The sequence below is a fragment of the Dactylosporangium cerinum genome (genome assembly GCF_042653625.1).
Classification (GTDB): Bacteria; Actinomycetota; Actinomycetes; order Mycobacteriales; family Micromonosporaceae; genus Dactylosporangium; species Dactylosporangium cerinum.
In genome coordinates, this window is sequence record NZ_JBHSIU010000020.1 from 83,080 (window position 1) to 101,044 (window position 17,965).

16 protein-coding genes are annotated in these 17,965 nt (G+C 72.3%); 7 read left to right on the top strand and 9 right to left on the bottom strand.

Going from position 1 to position 17,965, the window contains the following annotated elements; translation table 11 throughout:
• Positions 1 to 42 precede the first annotated feature (42 nt).
• A complete protein-coding gene (locus ACFPIJ_RS21205; RefSeq protein WP_380116903.1) occupies positions 43 to 4,170 on the bottom strand; it encodes an SCO7613 C-terminal domain-containing membrane protein in 4,128 nt (1,375 codons plus the stop codon).
• 109 nt (positions 4,171 to 4,279) lie between these two features.
• Between ACFPIJ_RS21205 and ACFPIJ_RS21210 the strand changes: the two genes are divergently transcribed.
• On the top strand, positions 4,280 to 4,579 hold the full coding sequence (locus ACFPIJ_RS21210; protein WP_380116904.1) for a hypothetical protein: 300 nt from the start codon (positions 4,280 to 4,282) through the stop codon (positions 4,577 to 4,579).
• A 15-nt stretch (positions 4,580 to 4,594) separates the two neighbouring features.
• On the opposite strand, the gene ACFPIJ_RS21215 is transcribed toward ACFPIJ_RS21210, so the two are convergent.
• The 3 genes from ACFPIJ_RS21215 to ung all read right to left on the bottom strand — a co-directional run bounded on the left by ACFPIJ_RS21215 (position 4,595) and on the right by ung (position 7,554).
• On the bottom strand, positions 4,595 to 5,227 hold the full coding sequence (locus ACFPIJ_RS21215) for a response regulator (RefSeq protein ID WP_203853701.1): 633 nt from the start codon (positions 5,225 to 5,227) through the stop codon (positions 4,595 to 4,597).
• Between the two features lie 382 nt (positions 5,228 to 5,609).
• On the bottom strand, positions 5,610 to 6,872 hold the full coding sequence (macS, locus tag ACFPIJ_RS21220; RefSeq protein WP_380116905.1) for a MacS family sensor histidine kinase: 1,263 nt from the start codon (positions 6,870 to 6,872) through the stop codon (positions 5,610 to 5,612).
• A 7-nt stretch (positions 6,873 to 6,879) separates the two neighbouring features.
• The gene (ung, locus tag ACFPIJ_RS21225) at positions 6,880 to 7,554 is read right to left on the bottom strand and encodes a uracil-DNA glycosylase (RefSeq protein WP_380116906.1); all 675 of its coding nucleotides are present in this window, start codon (positions 7,552 to 7,554) and stop codon (positions 6,880 to 6,882) included.
• A 335-nt stretch (positions 7,555 to 7,889) separates the two neighbouring features.
• Between ung and ACFPIJ_RS21230 the strand changes: the two genes are divergently transcribed.
• Positions 7,890 to 8,963, top strand: coding sequence for a hypothetical protein (locus tag ACFPIJ_RS21230; RefSeq protein WP_380116907.1), 1,074 nt, complete (start codon positions 7,890 to 7,892; stop codon positions 8,961 to 8,963).
• Here ACFPIJ_RS21230 and ACFPIJ_RS21235 read toward each other — a convergent pair.
• Both ACFPIJ_RS21235 and ACFPIJ_RS21240 read right to left on the bottom strand, forming a co-directional pair.
• Positions 8,923 to 9,582, bottom strand: a complete 660-nt coding sequence (locus tag ACFPIJ_RS21235) for a class F sortase (protein WP_380116908.1) — start codon at positions 9,580 to 9,582, stop codon at positions 8,923 to 8,925. The genes ACFPIJ_RS21230 and ACFPIJ_RS21235 overlap by 41 nt on opposite strands.
• Positions 9,583 to 9,586: 4 nt before the next feature.
• Positions 9,587 to 10,060: a hypothetical protein gene (locus ACFPIJ_RS21240; protein WP_380116909.1), complete on the bottom strand. Its 474-nt coding sequence runs from the start codon at positions 10,058 to 10,060 to the stop codon at positions 9,587 to 9,589.
• Between the two features lie 294 nt (positions 10,061 to 10,354).
• On the opposite strand from ACFPIJ_RS21240, the gene ACFPIJ_RS21245 reads away from it, so the two are divergent.
• The 3 genes from ACFPIJ_RS21245 (at position 10,355) to ACFPIJ_RS21255 (ending at position 13,456) form a co-directional block, all read left to right on the top strand.
• Positions 10,355 to 11,641, top strand: a complete 1,287-nt coding sequence (locus ACFPIJ_RS21245) for a citrate synthase (RefSeq protein ID WP_380116910.1) — start codon at positions 10,355 to 10,357, stop codon at positions 11,639 to 11,641.
• Positions 11,642 to 11,762: 121 nt separating this feature from the next.
• Complete coding sequence (locus tag ACFPIJ_RS21250; protein ID WP_380116911.1) at positions 11,763 to 12,422, top strand: hypothetical protein; 660 nt, start codon at positions 11,763 to 11,765, stop codon at positions 12,420 to 12,422.
• A 233-nt stretch (positions 12,423 to 12,655) separates the two neighbouring features.
• Positions 12,656 to 13,456 carry a hypothetical protein gene (locus tag ACFPIJ_RS21255; RefSeq protein ID WP_380116912.1) on the top strand — a complete coding sequence of 267 codons (801 nt, stop codon included), beginning with the start codon at positions 12,656 to 12,658 and terminating at the stop codon, positions 13,454 to 13,456.
• A gap of 3 nt (positions 13,457 to 13,459) precedes the next feature.
• On the opposite strand, the gene ACFPIJ_RS21260 is transcribed toward ACFPIJ_RS21255, so the two are convergent.
• The 3 genes from ACFPIJ_RS21260 to nhaA form a co-directional block, all read right to left on the bottom strand.
• Positions 13,460 to 13,825, bottom strand: coding sequence for an STAS domain-containing protein (locus tag ACFPIJ_RS21260; protein ID WP_380116913.1), 366 nt, complete (start codon positions 13,823 to 13,825; stop codon positions 13,460 to 13,462).
• A 34-nt stretch (positions 13,826 to 13,859) separates the two neighbouring features.
• Complete coding sequence (locus tag ACFPIJ_RS21265) at positions 13,860 to 14,819, bottom strand: sodium:calcium antiporter (RefSeq protein WP_380116914.1); 960 nt, start codon at positions 14,817 to 14,819, stop codon at positions 13,860 to 13,862.
• 165 nt (positions 14,820 to 14,984) lie between these two features.
• Positions 14,985 to 16,184 carry a Na+/H+ antiporter NhaA gene (gene nhaA, locus ACFPIJ_RS21270; RefSeq protein WP_380116915.1) on the bottom strand — a complete coding sequence of 400 codons (1,200 nt, stop codon included), beginning with the start codon at positions 16,182 to 16,184 and terminating at the stop codon, positions 14,985 to 14,987.
• 141 nt (positions 16,185 to 16,325) lie between these two features.
• On the opposite strand from nhaA, the gene ACFPIJ_RS21275 reads away from it, so the two are divergent.
• On the top strand, positions 16,326 to 17,075 hold the full coding sequence (locus tag ACFPIJ_RS21275) for a hypothetical protein (RefSeq protein ID WP_380116916.1): 750 nt from the start codon (positions 16,326 to 16,328) through the stop codon (positions 17,073 to 17,075).
• 93 nt (positions 17,076 to 17,168) lie between these two features.
• A partial coding sequence (locus ACFPIJ_RS21280; protein WP_380116917.1) for an Hpt domain-containing protein occupies positions 17,169 to 17,965 on the top strand: 797 nt, incomplete at its 3' end.

A 17,965-nucleotide genomic window follows, 5' to 3' on the forward strand; every position in this document is an offset into this window, starting at 1 on the left:
CCGCGCCTTCGCGGCGGTTCGTAGCCGCGGTTTCGCGGCGGTTCAGTGCATGCGGGTGACCGCCGCCCGGAGCCGCCGGACGTCGCGGATGCGCCGCTCGTAGGTGGTGGCCAGGGCGACCAGCACCAGGCCGGCCACCGCGAGGGGTGCCCACCTCGGCAGCAGGTCCCAGTACACGGCGATCTCGTGCAACGCGATGACCACCAGGACCACGCCGCCGGCGACGGCCGGAGCCTGCAGCCGCCGCACCGCCCCCAGGACGACGACGGTGAGCGCACCGACGCCGAGCAACAGCCGCCGGGCCGGCTCGCCCTCGCTCACCAGCACCGACGCGAGGCTGGGCCCGAACGAGGCGAACAGCGCGGGCCCGTACGCCACCCAGCTGCTGAGCGGCTCCTGGCCGGCCGGGCGGCGGCGGATCGCGTACCAGCCGACGGCGGCGGCGATCGCACCGGCCGGCAGCGTGTACGCCTCCAACTGGGCGACCTCGTTGGACGCGAGCACCAGCCAGTACGCGACCAGTTGCGCGGCGGCCGCCGCCCCGGCGAACGCGACCCGGGGTCCGCCGGCGAGCGCCCGCAGGCCGAGCGCCAGGCCCCAGAGGCTGCTGATCCCGGCCATTGCGGCAAGGTCGCCACTGGCGAGCAGGAACGCCACCACGGCGGTGGCGTGGGCGACCACCTCGAGCACCTGCGCCTCACCCGGTAACTGCCCCTGCGCCAGGCTTTGCCCCTGCGCCAGACTTTGCCCCTGCGCTTGTGCCGGACCCTGGCCGTGCGCTTGTGCCGGGCCCTGCGCCTGTGCCGGGCCCTCGGTGTATGCCGGGACCGGACCTTGAGCCGGTGTCTCAGCCGGCGCGGGGCCGGGCTGCACGGGGCTTGCAGCCGGCCGGAGCCGGCGGATGACGACCGACGTCACGAGGACGAGGGCGGCGGCCAGCAGCACCCAGTAGCCGGTCCACCGCAGTGGCAGGTCAGCCGCGCGGGCCGCGGTGAACGCCAGCCACCCGGCGCTGACCGCACCGACCAGCCAGCCGAGGACCCGCGCCGTCCCGGTCCGCCCGGCGACACCGGCGACCGCGCCGGTCACCAGGACCGCGGCCAGGGCGGACAGCGTCGCGGGCTTCGTCGCGAGGCAGCCGGCGAACCCTGCCCCGGCGGTGAACCAGCACGTGAACGCCCCCACGTTGGCCGGCAGCGCCCGCGACCCGGGCCCGACCAGCGCCGCGACCAGGGCCGTGACCAGCCCACCGGCGAGCGTGACGGCCGGCACCGCGGGCCACGGCGCCTCGACGGCCAGGCAACCGAGCACCACGGCCAGGGTCGCGGGCGCTCCCGCGAGGGTCCACACCGCAGTCCGGGTGCGCCGCCCGACGAGCACCGCCAGCACCGTGATGAGCCCGAGCGCCACGGCGGCCGGCCCCGGCCCGAACGCCTGCGCCTCGTCGGCCCACCAGCGCCCCGTCGGGTCGAGCCCAACCCCGGTCGGCGCGCCCTGCCAGACGGCGCCGAGCCACCGGTACGGCCGCAACAGTGTCTCGAACACCGCCGGCGCCACCGCCACCAGCGCCACCAGCGCGGGGATGACCGCGGGCAGCGCCGCCGGCACGAACCATGCAGGCACGGTTCCTACCGAGGTAGGAGTGCCGTTGCCAGGCTCCGACCAGTGGGTGACACCGGCCGCCACGAGCCAGACCGCCAGCACGGCCGCGGCCGCGAACACCCCGAACGGCAGGTGACCGCCGCCCAATGCGGACAGCTCAGCCGCGGTCAGGGTCACCCCGAGACCGGCCAGCGCCACGCCGAGCACCCCAGCCACGCCCGCCACCACCGCGGCGCCGGACACCCGCACCGGGCTGGCTGCCGCCACCGGGCTGGCCGCTCCGGCCACGCCGGCCACCGCGCCGGACGGCAGTTCCGCGCCGGACGGCAGTTCTGCGGCGGCGAGTCGTTTCGCGGCGGCGGATGCTGCTTCGGCGCCGGACCGTTCGGCGGCGCCGGATGTCGCTTCGGCTCCGGACCTGGTCCGGGCCACGGCGACCAGGACCGTCGCCAGCACCAGCCCGGCCGCCGCCCCGAACATCGGCGCCGGCACCGACAGCGCGCCGCCGGACCAGGTCAGCCGGACCGCCGCCGCGACGAGCAGCGGCATTCCCGCCAGGCCGACGGTGACCGCGGGCGCCGTGAGCTGGACCGTCCTGCCCTTCGCGGCGACCAGCACGCACACCGCGACCAGCCCGACCATGCTGAGCAGCGTCGCCGCCGGCGTGTCCAGCCCGACGAAGACGGCGTGCACCGCCACGACCGGCAGCCCCACGGCCGCCCACCACCCGTCCGGCAAGTTCACCCTCGACAGCCCCGCACCGGCCGGTTGCCCCACGCCGCCCGTCGTTTGTGCCACGCCGCTCGCCGGTTGCCCCACGCCGCCCGCCGGCGTCGTCGTAATGCTTTCGGCGGCGGCCAGCTGACCGGTGGCGGGGGCGGTCGCGATGGCGGGGGTGGTCGCGGGGGCGGTCGCGCGCTGTGCGGGCCAGCACAGCGCGGCGACGGACAGGCCGGCCAGGACGGCGAAGTCCAGGACGGACACGACCGACAGCGGCGCGTCGAACGATCCCGGGACGGCGAACGCGACCAGCACCACCGCCGGCCACACCACCCAGCGGAACCGGGTCAGCACGAAGAACGCCGCGGCGACCGGCAGCAGGGCCACCGGAACCTGCCAGGAGAACACTGCGTCCATGGTGGACATCGGGCCGTTCCAGGCGGGCAGGGCCCAGTCGACGGCGGAGCCGGCGGCGAGCAGGGCGGCGCCGGCGTACGGGAGGGCGGCCACACCGGCGACCACCAGCGCGCCGACCCGCGCGCCGGCGCGGACCCGGTCCGGCAGCACCATGACGGCGAGCGCGACCAGGACCGGCACGCAGGCGAACGCGATGACCTGCTGGTTCGGCACGACCTCCGCGAGGATCCGCACCGCGACGAGCGCGACGATGCCGACCGCCACCCCGGCGCCGGCGTGCGCCGTGTCCGGGTGCATGAGACTGGCGATCACGATGACCGCGGCCAGCGACAGCATCGCGGCACCCGCGCCGAGCGCCCCGGTCACGCCGTCCACCGTGGACAGCGCGATCAGTCCCTGCAGCCCCGCGACCACGACCGCGAGGCCGGCCCCGACCCACGCGGCCTTCTCCACCGTCCGGGCGAGGAGCAGGTCGAGTGCGGCGATCGTGACGAACGTGAACGTCCAGCCCGTCGCCTCGAACGACCGTTCGACGGCGAGCAGCGGCAGCACCGGCTGGGCCACGAGGACGGCCGCGAAGCGGGGACCCCGCAAGCCGGTTGCAACGGCGTACCCACCGGCGATGACGGCGGTGATCGCGAAGACCAGCCCCGTGTACGTGCTCGGCCGGGTCGTGCCGGCGAGCCCGGCGAGGTTGACGTACCAGGCGGCGTAGCCGTCCAGCAGCACGAGCAGCAGCCCCAGCGCGGCGAACGTCTCCGCCGTGGACCGCAGCCCTCGCGCGAGCGCGACCGGCGGCACCGCGAGGGTGATCAGCGTGACCGTCGCCAGGATCGCGGCCCGCCCGAGCACCCCGAAGCTCGCCCAGGCAACCGCCGTGAACACGATCGCCGCGCTGCCGAGCAACAGGCCACCGAGGATGAACAGCAGGTTCTGCACCGTCCGGGGGCTGGCCTCGGGCTGCCCCACCGGAATGAGCAACGGCCCGCGGCCACCCGGCGCGAGGCCCGGCCCGCGGCCACCCGGCACGGAGACCGGCTCATGGCCACCTGGCACACGGGCGGGCCCGTCGCCACCCGGCGCGGGCACGGGCCCGGCCGGCGGCTGGTGAGGTGCGGTGGGAGTTGGCTGGGCCGGAGGCATCGCGGGGGACAGTGCGCGTCTGGCTGCCTGCACCGCCTGGCTGACCCGCGCCGCAAGGATGTTGCGCTGTGCGAGCACCGCGTTCAGCCGCTGGACCGCCGCGCGGTACTTGCTGCGTGCCTCGCTGAGCTCCGCGCGGGCCGCCTCGACCTCGGCGAGCAGTTCGTCGGCGCGGACCCCGAGCCGTACCACCTCGGCGGCGTCCGGGAACGGCGCCCGACCGCAACCGGCGCAACCGGCCTCCAGGTCGGCCTGGCCGCCGCAGAACGGGCACGGATACGTCATCATGCCGATCAGGATGATCCTGCAAGGCCGTTGCGCATATCGGGTGCCCTACTCATCCTCGTCTGAGTAGTGAGATCTTCCTGTCCCGTGAGTGACGCGGCATGCTGGCGGGATGCGGTTGCTCACCGAGGCTGAGTACAAGGCGACGATGGAGCCCGAACCGATACAGATCGGTCCGGACGACGAGCCGCCGTTCGACTTCTGGCCCTACTTCGACGCTATCCCCGAGGCGCACCTCGGCGGCCACGACTTCAGCGAAGGCAGCGTCAACTACGCCTGGCAGATGCCCGTCGGCAAACTGCAGCACGTCCTGGTGAACTGCGAGACCCCGAACGTGTTCCTGGTCCTCGTCCTCGACCTGCGCACCGAGACCGTCCTGGGCCACTACCTGCTCGACATCTACGGCGTGTGACCACCCGGTGGCGGACTACTCGTCCAGCCCGCGCTCGATCGCATAGCGCACCAGGTCGACCCGGCTGTGCAACTGCAGCTTGCCGAGCGTGTTCTGCACATGGTTCTGCACCGTGCGATGCGACAGCACCAGCCGCTCGGCGATCTCCTTGTACGTGACGCCCTTCGCCACCAACCGCAGCACCTCGGTCTCCCGCTCGGTCAGCCGCGGCGCGTCGGGGTCCTCGGCCCGCGTCACCGTCGCCAGCCGGCGGAACTCCCCGAGCACCAGCCCCGCCAGCCCGGGCGTGAACACGGCGTCCCCCTCGGCCGTCCGGCTCACCGCGGCCAGGAACTCCTCCCGGGCCGCCGACTTCACCAGATAGCCGGTGGCACCGGCCTTGACCGCGTCGAGCACGTCCTGCTGCTCGCCGCTCGCCGACAGCATCAGGATCCGCACCTCGGGGCACGACGCCAGCAACCCCTGGATGACCTCGACGCCGGACCGGTCGGGCAACTGCAGATCGAGCACCACCACGTCGGGCCGCACCGACCCCGCGATCCGGACCGCCTGCGCTCCTTCGCCGACCGCGGCGACGACCTCGTAGCCGGCCTCGGCCAGATCCCGGGCGACACCCTCACGCCACATCGGGTGGTCATCGACCACCATCACCCGGAGCCGTCCCGCTGCGTCCACACCCAGCACCCTATAGGTCCGTTTCCCCGCCGGCTGCCCGTGTCCATCGCGTGCGTGGCCGATCGATCCCGGCGCGCACCGCGCGGAGTTCGATCACGCCTGCAAGTTCGTCCGCCAGAGCACCGGGGAGATCCACTCCCGGCGCAGTACGAGCGGGCAGAGGAAGCTGATCCAGACCTCGGCAGTGCCGGATCTGGCGTCGGGCCCGCTGGGGTCGTTGCCGGATTCCGTACAGTCCGAAGGATCCCCGGGCACCTGAAGCCGGAAATCACTCGGCTTGTCGCGCCACCGCCCGCCGGACACCATCGCCGGCCGGAGTCGCGAAGGGCCGATCGAGGCTGCGGGATGGCGGGGGTCAGCGGGGGACCTGGAGTTCGATCTCGGTGCCTGTGGTGGGGGTGCTGGTGATGGTGGTCGTGCCGCCCAGGTCGCGGATGCGGCCGCGGATCGACTGGGCCAGGCCGAGGCGGCCCGCCCGCTCGGCTTCGGTGAGGCGGCCGTCCGGGATGCCGGGGCCGTTGTCGCGGATCGTGACGGTGACGGTGTCGTCAAGCTCCTCGACCAGCAGCCAGGCGCTGGCGTCCGGGCCGGCGTGCAGGCTGACGTTGTCGACGGCGGCGGCGACGGCGGCCGCGACCTCGGCGGCGATCGGGGCCGGCAGCAGGACCTCGGTGGCCGGGGCGGCGACGCTGACGCCCATGGCGCCGTAACCCGCGAGCAGGGTCCGCAGGTCGACGAGGTCGGCGGAGGACGTCTCGCGCAAGCCTGCCGCGGTGGTGGCAAGGGTGGCCGGCCTGGCGCGCTGGGTGGTGGACGGCGAACGGGACAGGCTGGCCGGGAGGCGGAAGGAGCGGCGGCCGGGCGGCTGGGGCGCCGTGGACGCGGTGCGGCGACGGGTCGTGGCGGCGGGTGGGGGGCCGCTGGACGTGACCAGGGCGCGCAGGGTGGCCTCCTGCTCGCCCGCGAGGCGGCCCAGCTCGGCTGCCTCGCCGCCGAGCTCGGCGCCGCGGCGCTGCAGGAGGGCGAGGACCTGCAGGACGGAGTCGTGGATGCCGCGGGCGAGGCGCTCGCGCTCGCGGGTGGCGGCCTCGAGCTCGGTCGCGCGCTGCAGGCGGGCCTCGGCGTCGATGGCGAGACGGGCGATGTGGCCGATGCCGACGCCGGCCAGGAGCATGAGGACCGGGCCGTTGACGGTGGCCTGGGAGAAGCCGTCGCGGACGATCACGTCGGCGCCGCTCATCAGCAGCGCGGCGATCGCGCCGCGGCGGCGGCCGCCGGAGATGGCCCAGGCGACGACGGGGCTGGCCACCCACGCCATCGGCAGGGTGGGCGCGCCGACGCCGAGGCCGTCGGGCTGGACGATCCAGCGGGTGGCGAGCAGGCAGCCGGCGGTGACCGCGAGGTCGGCGGTGAGCAGCGGCCAGTCGCGCCGCTCGGGGCGGGCATAGGCCAGGCTGCTCACCACCGTCCAGGCGGCCATGACGGACAGGACCAGCCAGCCGCCGAGGGGCCAGTGGTAGTGCTGGAAATTGCCGATCATCAGCACCGCCGCGTAGCCGAGCGCGGCGATGCGGAAGACGAGCAGCGCCCGCCACAGGGGTCCCTCGAGGGCCTTCATGGTGGGCTCAGACCCAGCGGACCGGGGGCAGGCCGGCCTCGATGAGCGCGGCGTCGGTCTGGCTGAAGGGCTTGGAGCCCAGGAAGCCGGCGGGGTTCATCGGGCTGGGGTGACCGGCCTCGACGATCTTGTGCTGAGGGTTGGTGATCAGGACGGCCTTCTTGCGGGCATAGCTGCCCCACAGGACGAACACGACCCGGCGGGGCATCGCGTTGAGGGCGGCGATGGCGGCGTCGGTGAAGTGCTCCCATCCCTTGTTGGCGTGGGAGGCGGCCTTGCCGGCGCGGACGGTGAGGACCGCGTTGAGCAGCAGGACGCCGTCGCTCGCCCAGCCGGTGAGGTCACCGTTGGTGGGCGGGGTGACGCCGAGGTCCTCGCGCAGCTCCTTGTAGACGTTGCGCAGGGACGGCGGGATCGACACGCCGGGGCGCACCGAGAAGCTCAGCCCGTGGGCCTGGCCCTCTTTGAAGTAGGGGTCCTGGCCGAGGATGAGCACCCGCGCGGCCTCCGGCGAGCAGAGCCGGAAGGCGGTGAACAGATCCGGCAGCGGGGGATAGACCGGGCCGGCCGCATACTCCGCCTCCACGAACGTCTCGAGCTTGTGCACGATCTCGAGGTCCAGGTGCGGCTTCATCAGGTCCCGCCAGCCGGCGGGGAGCAGCTCGAGCAAATCCAACGACATGCACCGCACTCTACGAAAGCGGTACGACAAAAAGTCGAAAGGTACCGGGCGCAAAACGCGGAGGTATGTCGGAATTGGCAACATTGCCGCGCTGAACCCGGGAGACTGGACGCGTGGCACACGTAGGACCGGTCGGAACTGGTGGCGAGCGGTTGACTGTGCTCTGGGCATGGCGGCAGGCCCAGCTGGAGCAGCACGACCGGGCGGCGTCGCCAAGACCCCGGCGTCAGCAAGATCAGCCAAAGGACAGTCTTGCACAGGACGGTCCCACGGACGGGCCGAAACCCGGCGATCAGGGCTATCTGACGCAGCTCCAGCAGCGCCTCCGGGACACCGTGAAGGAGCGAAGCGTCGTCGCACGGCTCGCGGACGTGCCGCCGGAGCAGCGCACCGTCCTGCACAGCGCGATCGCCGCCGATCCCGGGGCCGCCGAGCGTGGGTTCGTCTGGCTGCTGGAGCACTTCGACCAGCCGAGCGCCGTCGTGCCGCACTTCGCCCAGCTGGCCCCGGCGCTCGACGCGCTGATCGGGCCGCGAAGCCGGCAGCTGGATCTGTTCGGTGAGGCACTCGTGGCGGCCGTTCGTGACACGTACCGCGGCGAATGGAGCGACGACCACGACGGTGCGTGGCGCGAAGGCTGGCGGTTCGTGGTCGGCTGGCTGCGCCAGGCCAAGTCGTTGCAGCAGGACGAGATCCCGTCCTGGACGGCCACCGTCCTGGCGCACGACCAGCGCCGCGACGACGTGGCGGTGCTGCGCCTGGCCACCGACCTGCCGTATCCGGCCCGCGCCGGGCAGCGGGCCGTCATCGAGCATCCGTTGGTGCCGGACGCGTGGCGGCCCTGCTGGATCTCGGCGCCGCCGACCGACGACAACCGCCTGGAGCTGCACGTCCAGGCCATGCCGAGCGACGACGCGACCGGCGCGCTGGTGCACGGCACCCGGGTCGGCGACCGGGTGCGGCTGCACCGGGCCGAGGGCGAGTTCGTCATCGAGAAGCACGGCCGGGCGATCCTGATCGTCGCGGAGGACGTCCACGTCGCGCCGGTGAAGGCGCTGCTGGACGAGCTGGCGGCGCGCCAGGACGAGCGGGTGGTGCACCTGTTCTGGGGTGTGTCGGCCCGCGACGACCTGTACGACCTGGAGTCGCTGCGGGCCCACGCCGCCCAGTGCGCCCACGCCACCGTGCATCCGGTCGTGGCGCGGGGGCCGTCACACCCGTATCTCGGCGGTTCCCTGCCGCAGGTGGTGGTCGACTTCGCCGAGTGGACCTCCCACGACGTCTACCTGTGCGGCACCCCCCTCGGGGTCGGGGTCATGCGCAACATGCTCATGCAGCGGTCGGTGCCGGCCGGCCGGATCCACCCGGTCACCCTCGAGCGGCTCGCCACGACACCATCGTTGCGGTGATCACGGTGTTGCCGGAGTAGGTGCTGGTCGCCCGGTCGAAGGTGCCGCCGCAGGTGACCAGCCGCAGCTGGGGCCGGTCCGCGGGGCCGTAGACCAGGTCGGCCGGGAACGCATGCTTCGGGTAGAGGCGCACGCCGTCGACGGCGAACGTGACGGTCGAACCGTCCTTGCGGGTCACCCCGACGAGGTCGCCGGGTTTGAGCTTGCCGAGCAGGTAGAACACCGCCGGTCCGCTGTTGGCGGTGTCGACGTGGCCGACGAGCACGGCATTGCCGGTCTCGCCCGGGGTGGGCCCCCGTTCGTACCAGCCGACCCGGGAGGCCTGCCGCAGCGACGGCGGGATCAGGGTGCCGTCGCGGTCGACGTCGACCCGCTCGACCGGCGCGTCGATGGAGATCGCCGCAATGCTGAGCCCGACCGGCGGCGAGGCGGGAGCGTGTGCTGACGAACCCAGTCCGGTGGAGGCGCTGGACTCCACGACCGGCGGTGGTGCGGGCGTGCCGTAGCCGGCGCCGATCAACGAGACGCCGCTGACGGCCAGGGTGATGACGCCGACCACGGTGCCGCCCCGCCAGGTCCCGTTGGACCTGACGAGCACGTGCCGTGGCCGGTGCTTCACGCCGTCACACCGTCCGGCGGCGCAGCGCCAGGGCACCGGCCGCGCCGACCAGCAGCAGCCCTCCTCCGGCGGCCATGAGCGTGCGGTTCGGGCCCCGCGCGGTGGAACCGCCGCCGGTCGGGACCCCGCCCGACGGCGAGATGACCAGCTTGACCAGTGAGGAGCTGCCGTCCGCGCAGTCGATGCTGACGTTGAAGGTGCCGGCGCTGATTGTCGCCGGGATGTCGACCGCGACGGAGAAGGTGCCGGGCGACTTGCCGGCCTCCATCGGGATGCGAGCGGACAGCCCGAGCGTGGTCCCGGCGACGTCCGCGGACTTCACACCGTCGGCGCACACGGTACTGAACGTGACGCGGCCGCCCGGTTTGACTGTCTCCGGGGTTACCGCGCCGGCGCCCTCGGCCGCTGCGACGCCGGGGAGGGCGAGCGTGGCCGTCGTACCGGCAAGCATGGCGCCGGACAGCAGGATTCTTCGCATACTCCCATTTGCCGCCGCACCGGGGTGATCTCCGAACACCTTCCTTGGAGGAGTGACACGATGGCACTGAGGTCACCCGGTAAACTTGAGAGTTTCCAGAAACGTGCGGTTGGTCCCGCACTTCCTCCGGTGCGAGGATGAGGTAACGAGTAGGAAATATCGCACGTGAGCGCCCCGCGTGGCGGCGCGGCCAGAGCGTCTGAAATCCTGCGCGTCGGCGCCATAAGCGCCGGTCGTGGGCAATGGCGGCCGCGGCCAGAAGCCGGACTGCGGGACGAGACGGGAACGACGCGCATGAGTGAGTACAAGATCACCTACCCGGACGGCGAGCTCGACCTGCCGGCACGCAAGGCAACGGAAGGGCCCGCCGGTCTCGAGATCGGCAAACTGCTCAAGGACACCGGTCAGGTCACGCTCGACACCGGATTCGTCAACACCGCCTCCTGTGTATCGTCGATCACGTACATCGACGGCGACGCCGGCATCCTGCGATACCGGGGCTACCCGATCGAGCAGCTCGCCGAGCGTTCGACCTTCCTGGAGAGCTCCTACCTGCTCATCCACGGTGAGCTGCCGACGCCGGCCCAGCTCGACGACTTCACCACCCGCATCCAGCACCACACGCTGCTGCACGAGGAGATGCGCCGCTTCTTCGACGGCTTCCCGCGCGACGCCCACCCGATGGCGGTGCTGTCCTCCGCCGTCAGCGCGCTGTCGACGTTCTACCAGGACAGCCTCAACCCGTTCGACCAGGAGCAGGTCGAGATCTCCACGATCCGGTTGATGGCGAAGGTACCGACCATCGCGTCCTACGCCTACAAGAAGGCGATCGGGCAGCCGATGCTGTACCCGGACAACTCTCTGGGTTACGTCGAGAACTTCCTGCGCATGACGTTCGGCGTCCCGGCGACCCCGTATGAGATCGACCCGGTCGCGGTCAAGGTCCTCGACATGCTCCTGCTGCTGCACGCGGACCACGAGCAGAACTGCTCGACGTCCACGGTCCGGCTCGTCGGCTCCAGCCAGGCGAACCTGTTCGCCTCGGTGTCCGCCGGCGTCAACGCACTGTTCGGTCCGCTGCACGGCGGCGCCAACCAGGCGGTCCTGGAGATGCTCCAGGTGATCCGCGAGGACGGCGGCGACGTCGCCAAGTTCGTCAGCAAGGTCAAGGACAAGAAGGACACCGCCACCCGCCTCATGGGCTTCGGTCACCGTGTGTACAAGAACTACGACCCCCGCGCGGCACTGGTGAAGAAGGCCGCGCAGGAGGTGCTCGGCCGGATGGCGAAGCCCGATCCGCTGCTGGACCTGGCGATGCAGCTCGAGGAGATCGCGCTGTCGGACGAGTACTTCGTCTCCCGCAAGCTGTACCCGAACGTCGACTTCTACACGGGCCTCATCTACAAGGCGATGGGCTTCCCGACCACGATGTTCACCGTCCTCTTCGCGCTCGGCCGGCTGCCCGGCTGGATCGCCCAGTGGCGCGAGATGATCAACGACCCGGAGACCAAGATCGGTCGTCCGCGTCAGGTGTATATCGGTTACGGCGCACGGGATTACGCTCCGATTGCTGGCCGGTAAAGACCCGCAGCGTCAACCGGTTCTTGCTCGTTTGTACCTTGACGGAGATCGACCCCGGCTGTCTCATACATGAGGTCCATCTGGGGTCGTTGTCCGTTTTCGACAGGGGAGACCGGTTTTCATGAGCGCGCCAACGTTGTCGCCGCTACTCACCGCGGCAGTGCAGGACAGGACCTCCGGAGCGACCGGAGTGGCCCGGCAGGTCCTCGACGGCCTGGCCGAGTTCGTGCACGATCCCGTCACGCTGCGTCAGGTCGTGGCGCCGTTGCCGGAGCTGCTGCCGGGGTACGCCTCGATGTGGCACATCGCCCGCGCCGCCAACGCAGATGACCCGGGCCCTGCCCTGCGCGCGATCCGCGAGCAGCTCGACCGTGACGTCGAGGCGAGCGTCGCCACCGCGACCCGCCTGCTGCACCAGCGCGGCGGCTGGGCCCGCACCGCGCCGAGCAGCGCGCTGGTGAAGGCCGTCGCCGCGCAGCTGCCCACCGGCACCGTCGACGCGCCCGGCACCGAAGGGCTCCTGCCCGTGACGGGGCTGGCCGGGGCCGACGCGATCAGCCCCACCCGGGTGCTCAACATCAAGGGCACCCTCAAGCTCGCGCAGGGCATCCCCACGGTCGTGGTCACCACGTCGTTGAAACTGGTGCCGGAGCGGGTGTTCGACGGGCTCGGCTCGCCGCTGTTCGAGCGGATCCCACTCACTGCCTTCTGGGCCGTCGTCCTGGACGGCGAGCTGCTGACCCCGGCCGAGGTCGGCCGCCGAGCGGCCGCGCTCAGCTGACGCCCCAACCAGAACATGTGCGAATCTGTGCGGTTACGTCGGGCTCACGTTCTACATTGGACGGTTCTCCGACACTGGTAAGACGGCACGGATTGGGGGCTGTGCAGTGGCTCACGTTGGGAGTACATTGCGTTGCATCCCAAGGACGCCGGGGCCGCCGCTTCCCCCGTGGCGGCGGCCCCGGTCTTGAATCCCGGACGGCCGAGCAGGCTGACACGCGTTTCGATGGCTGCGTGCGCGGAGAGCACATCGACATGGTGACCACCGCTCGCCCGCGCGCCACGGCCCCCGCGCACGCCGCCGGGCCGTCCCCACGCACCGCGTTGTTCGTCGGCGGCATGATCCTGCTCGCCGTCCTCGTGCTGGCGGCGGTCACCGTCGCCGTGTGGCGCGCCCGGCACGAGTCCGTCGACCGCGCGTCACACACCGTGACCGCGGCCGTGGCCGGTCGCGACGAGGCGACGCTGGACCTGCTCAGCGGCGTCACCGCGGTCACCGTGACCGCCGCGGACCTGGGCGACGTGCTGTATCGGGTGCGCACCCCCGAGGGTGGCCGCATGGTCCCCGGCGTCACCGACCTCGACGGCCGGGTCGGCGTCCAGCTCAACGACACCGGCAACGGCGCGGCCGACAAGGGCGTCGTCGCCGTCGAGCTCAACCGCGACGTGCGCTGGACCGTCCGGTTCACCGCCGGGGCCACGAGCAACACCGCCGACCTGCGCGGCCTGCGCGAGATCGGCGGTGTCGAGTACATCGGCGGCGTCTCCGCCATCGAGCTCAGCCTGCCCGCCGCGAAGGGGACGGTCCCGGTGCGGATGAGCGGCGGTGCCAGCACCTTCCGGATCCACCTGCCGCAGGGCCGGCCGGTCCGGGTGATCGCCGGCGGTGGCGCCGGCAGCGTGACCCTCGACGGCACCCGCCACGACGGGGTCGCCGGTGGGGCGTCGTTCCAGAGCGGGGACACCGCCGCGAACGACAGGTTCGAGGTCGACAACACCGCCGGCGTGTCCAGCGTCGTCGTGGACCGGTACTGACACCTACAAGGGCAGGATCACTCCGGCGCCCGAGACGGGCGCGTCGACCGGGAGGTCCGGCAGCCCGAACAGCTCCGTCAGCCCGGTCACCTGCAGCAGGCGGTGCACGAACGGTGACGGGCTGCGCACCTCCATGCGGCCGCCGACGTCCCTGGTCTTGTTGTTGATCGCGACCAGGGTGCCGATGCCGATCGAATCCATGAACGGGACCCGCCGCAGGTCGACGGTGAGGACCGCCGGACGCTGGACGTCGATGGTGTCGAGCACCACCGACCGAAGCGCACCGACCGTGGCCGCCTCCAGCGGGCCCAACACTTCCACCACAAGTACATCTCCGGAGCGGTGTGTCCGGACCATCGCGTCGCCCATTGAGGTCGCGTACCCAGTCAGCGGAACCGGAAACTCACGGGTTGGCCGAGATCAGCAGTGGCAGGACACACACGTAGGCGGCCAGCAGGACGCAAGCCTCCGGCCGGGTGATCCTGCTGCCCCGCCACAGCAGCAGCCAGGCCAGGACCGCCGCGAACACCATCGCGGTGACCGCGGCGAAACCGAACGGCGCGATCGTCGAGCTGCCCGCGGCGAGACCGACGACCGCGCCGCCGATGAGGCTGTTGAAGATGTTGCTGCCCAGCAGGTTGCCGACCAGCAGGTCCCCCTCGCCGCGCCGCTGCGCCTGGACCGAGGTCATCAGCTCCGGCAGCGACGTGCCGAACGCGACCAGGGTGTAGCCGATGACCTGGTCGCTGACGTGCCACCGGTGCGCGAGGGTGACCGCGTTGTCGACCAGCAGCTGGGCCCCGCCCAGGGTCGCGGCGAGCCCAACGACGGTCCGCAGCGCCTCGACCCACCAGCGGCGCGGCCGCTGCGACACGAACGCGGCGACCTCGTCCGGCAGCGGGTCGCCGTCCTGGACCCGGGACAGCCGCACCAGCAGCGCGAGCGTCCCGACGCTGAGCACCGCCAGCAGCACCCCGGCCGCGAACTTCAGCCCGACCAGTGCGAACGCGCCGAACACCGCGACCGCCGCTGCCATCAGCGGCGCCTCCCGGACCGGCACGGACGAGCGCACCATCACCGGCGACACGACCGCGACGACCCCCAGGACCAGGGTCACGTTGAGGATGTTGGAGCCGACGAGGTTGCCCAGCGCCAGGCCCGCGTTGTCGCGGACTGCGGCGGTGCCGGACACCACGAACTCCGGGGCGCTGGTGCCCAGCCCGATCACGACGACGCCGACGATGACCGGCGCGACCCGCAGCAGCGTCGCGAGGCGGCTCGCACCCACCACCACCTGGTCGGCGCCCAGGGTCAGCAGCACCAGCCCGACCAGGCCGAGCCCGACGACGAGCAGCGTCGACATCAGTCTCCAAAGGTCCGGATCAACGGACCGACACGGTACCTCCCCCTGTCACGCCCAGATCCGTAACCGGTTCCGGTGGATTGCCCCGGCGCACGGCTGGCGCAAAGTCCCGTCGAGCCTTATCGTTTTCAACGAGACCGGCGTCTTCCCCCGTGGATGCCGGTCTCACCATTTCTGTAGCCGGTCGCGGGCACTGCCCCGTCGGCGGACCAGGACCGTCGCCAGCACCGCCGCGACGACCGAAGCGCCAAGCACCGCCGCGGCCGCGGCGTCGGCGGCCTCGCCAGGCACCGACAGGCGGGCGATCAGCAGGCTCACCGTGTAGCCGACCCCGCCGAGCATCGCCACCGGCAGCACGTCACCCCAGCCGACCTCGGGCGGCAGCGCGCCGAGCCGGATCCGCACCGCCAGCCACGCGCCGAGCAGGATGCCGACCGGTTTGCCGAGCAGCAGCCCGGCCGCGGCCCCCCGCGCCACCGGGTCGCCGATCGCGTCGGCGGCCGCGGCGAGGGGGATGCCGGCGGCGGCGAGCGCGAAGATCGGCACCACCACGCCGGCGGACAGCGGATGCAGCCGGTGCAGGAGCCGATCGCAGGCGGACTCGTCCTCGCCGCCCCGGGCCCGCACCGGCGTCAGCAACCCCAGCGCGATGCCGGTCACGGTGGCGTGGACACCGCCGCCCTGCACGCACACCCACGCCCCGACCGCGACCGGCACGACGAGCCACGCGGGGGTCCACCGCAGGCGGTGCAGCAGCCCGTACGCCAGGCACAGCAGCAGACCGCCGGCCAGCCACCAGAGCCGCACGTCGTGCGCGAACAACACCCCGACGAGCGCGATCGCACCGAGGTCGTCGATGACGGCGAGGGACAGCAGGAGCACCCGCACCCCCGACGGCAGCGTCGAGCCCGCGAGGGCCAGCACCCCCAGCGCGAATGCGATGTCGGTGGCGACCGGGACGGCCCACGCCCCGCCGTGCGCGGCCGCGCCGCCGGACACCGCGATCGCGACGACCGCCGGCACCATCATGCCGCCGAGCGCCGCCACGACCGGCAGGGCCGCGACCCGCCAGCCGGCGAGCTCACCGACCGTCAGCTCCCGTTTGACCTCCAGGCCGGCAACGAAGAAGAAGACGGTCAGCAGCCCGTCGGTGACCCAGCCCGCGAGCGTCAGGTCCAGGTGCAGCGCGTCGAGGACCGCCGAGGACGGCAGGCGCAGGGACCAGAACTGCTCATAGGTGCCGCCGGGCAGGTTGGCCCACAGCAGGGCGACCCCGGTCGCGAGGAGGAGCAGCCGGCCACCGGTCGTCTCCAGGCGGAGGAACTCCAGCAGCATGTCGATCCGGCGTGCGGTGCCACGTGCCATCCCGGGTTTCCTTCCAGCGGGCAGACTCATCCTGTCCTGCCGACCAGACTTCCCGGCGCACCTGAGCCCGAATGCTACCCCACCGGGGTATCACTCCACTGTGGACTGTCGTGGTTTGGAGCCGTGCGGTACCGTGTCCGCGTGCGGTGTCCGAGATGTGGCGCGACCGGCGTCGACGCGCAGGGACGGTGCCTGCGCTGCGGGCTGCAGGTCGGGGCACCCCCTCCGGCCCAGCGTAACCCCCTGCTGATCCCCGGCATCGTCTTCGCCGTGGTAGCGGTCCTGATGATCGCCGCCATCATCGTCTACGCGGCCACCGGCGGCGACCAGCCCGCCGACGACCCCGTGGCGGCGCGGACGGCCGATCCCGTGGCGACGGCCGCTGCCTCCGAAACGGCCACCGGGCCGAGCGCCGGCACCAGCCCGAGCGCGGATCCCAGCCCGAGCGCCAGCCCGTCGCCGTCGACCGACTCCTGCATCCTCGGCGTGTGGTTCGAAGAGCAGCACAACGAGAAGATCACGGTCCCCAACACCGGCGTCTTCCCGGTCCACGGCAGCGGCACGTATCAGCGCTACAGCTATGACGGCGTGGCCTACTTCGACTACGGATCCGGCGTCCGGCTGTCCGGCACCAGCGGATCCACCGCCTACGAGTTCATCTACACCGGATTCATCCGCTACAGCTACCGGGTCGAGAACGGCGAGGTCATCTACAGCAACCCGCGGGCGCAGGGCACGGAGACGCTGTATCGCGACGGCGGACAGGTCTACACCGGCAAGCTCGAGGCGCGCAACATCCCGTCGCGGAAGCTCAACTGCGGCAGCGTCGCCATGAGCCTCACGAGCGCCGACGTCAGCATCGAGCTGAAGCGCACCAGCGCCCGGCAGTAACCCGGCAGGACCCCGCTCCCGCAGGGCGGCTGCTGTTTGCTCAGGTTCCCCCTCCGACGGTCGATTGGGCCGTCGGAGAAGGGGAGCGTGGCAGTGAGCGACGACTTGGGTGACATCGTTCAGGAATTTCTCGTGGAGTCGCACGAGAACCTGGATCAGCTGGACCGGGACCTGGTGGCATTGGAGGCCGCGCCGGGGTCGCGGGAGTTGCTGTCGTCGATCTTCCGGACCATCCACACCATCAAGGGCACGTCGGGGTTCCTGGCGTTCAATCGCCTGGAGAAGGTGACGCACGTCGGTGAGTCGCTGTTGTCGCGGTTGCGCGACGGCGCGCAGGGGATGACGCCCTCGACGACGGACGCGTTGCTGCGGATGGTCGACACGGTCCGGGGGCTGCTGTCGGAGATCGAGGAGCACGGCCAGGAACTCGAGGGCGACGACACGGGCGTGATCGCGGCGGTCAACGCCTGCATCACCGACGGGTCCGCGCCGGCCGGCGCGGCACCGCGGGCCGCTCCTGCACCGCCGGCCGCTCCGGCACCACCGGCACCACCGGCCGACGAGCCGCTCAGTGGGGAGGTCACCGGGCCCGCGACCGCTGCCCCGGTGCCGGCCGTCGAGGTCGTTGTCCAGCCGGTGACGGTGGTAGCGGTCCGAGCGCCTACGCCCGTTGCTCCGGCACCGCCCGCCGCTGCGGAGCCGGCGCCCGCCGCCCCCGCAGCATCCACCGCGCCCGCGGCCGCTCCGGCTCCGGCGCCTGCGCCTTCGCCGGCCAAGGGCAAGCCCGCGGCAGCCGGTCAGCCGCCCACCGACGGCGCCGATGACACGGTCTCGAAGCGCAGCGTGGCGGATCAGTCGATCCGGGTGGATGTGGATCTGCTGGACAAGTT

Bases quoted from the DNA above. Each gene is read 5' to 3' on its own strand.
- ACFPIJ_RS21205 (WP_380116903.1), bottom strand. From the start codon at position 4,170: ATGATGACGTATCCGTGCCCGTTCTGCGGCGGCCAGGCCGACCTGGAG.
- ACFPIJ_RS21215 (WP_203853701.1), bottom strand. From the start codon at position 5,227: ATGGTGGTCGATGACCACCCGATGTGGCGTGAGGGTGTCGCCCGGGAT.
- ACFPIJ_RS21245 (WP_380116910.1), top strand. From the start codon at position 10,355: ATGAGTGAGTACAAGATCACCTACCCGGACGGCGAGCTCGACCTGCCG.
- ACFPIJ_RS21250 (WP_380116911.1), top strand. From the start codon at position 11,763: ATGAGCGCGCCAACGTTGTCGCCGCTACTCACCGCGGCAGTGCAGGAC.
- nhaA (WP_380116915.1), bottom strand. From the start codon at position 16,184: ATGGCACGTGGCACCGCACGCCGGATCGACATGCTGCTGGAGTTCCTC.
- ACFPIJ_RS21265 (WP_380116914.1), bottom strand. From the start codon at position 14,819: ATGTCGACGCTGCTCGTCGTCGGGCTCGGCCTGGTCGGGCTGGTGCTG.
- ung (WP_380116906.1), bottom strand. From the start codon at position 7,554: ATGTCGTTGGATTTGCTCGAGCTGCTCCCCGCCGGCTGGCGGGACCTG.
- ACFPIJ_RS21240 (WP_380116909.1), bottom strand. From the start codon at position 10,060: ATGCGAAGAATCCTGCTGTCCGGCGCCATGCTTGCCGGTACGACGGCC.
- ACFPIJ_RS21260 (WP_380116913.1), bottom strand. From the start codon at position 13,825: ATGGGCGACGCGATGGTCCGGACACACCGCTCCGGAGATGTACTTGTG.
- macS (WP_380116905.1), bottom strand. From the start codon at position 6,872: ATGAAGGCCCTCGAGGGACCCCTGTGGCGGGCGCTGCTCGTCTTCCGC.
- ACFPIJ_RS21210 (WP_380116904.1), top strand. From the start codon at position 4,280: ATGCGGTTGCTCACCGAGGCTGAGTACAAGGCGACGATGGAGCCCGAA.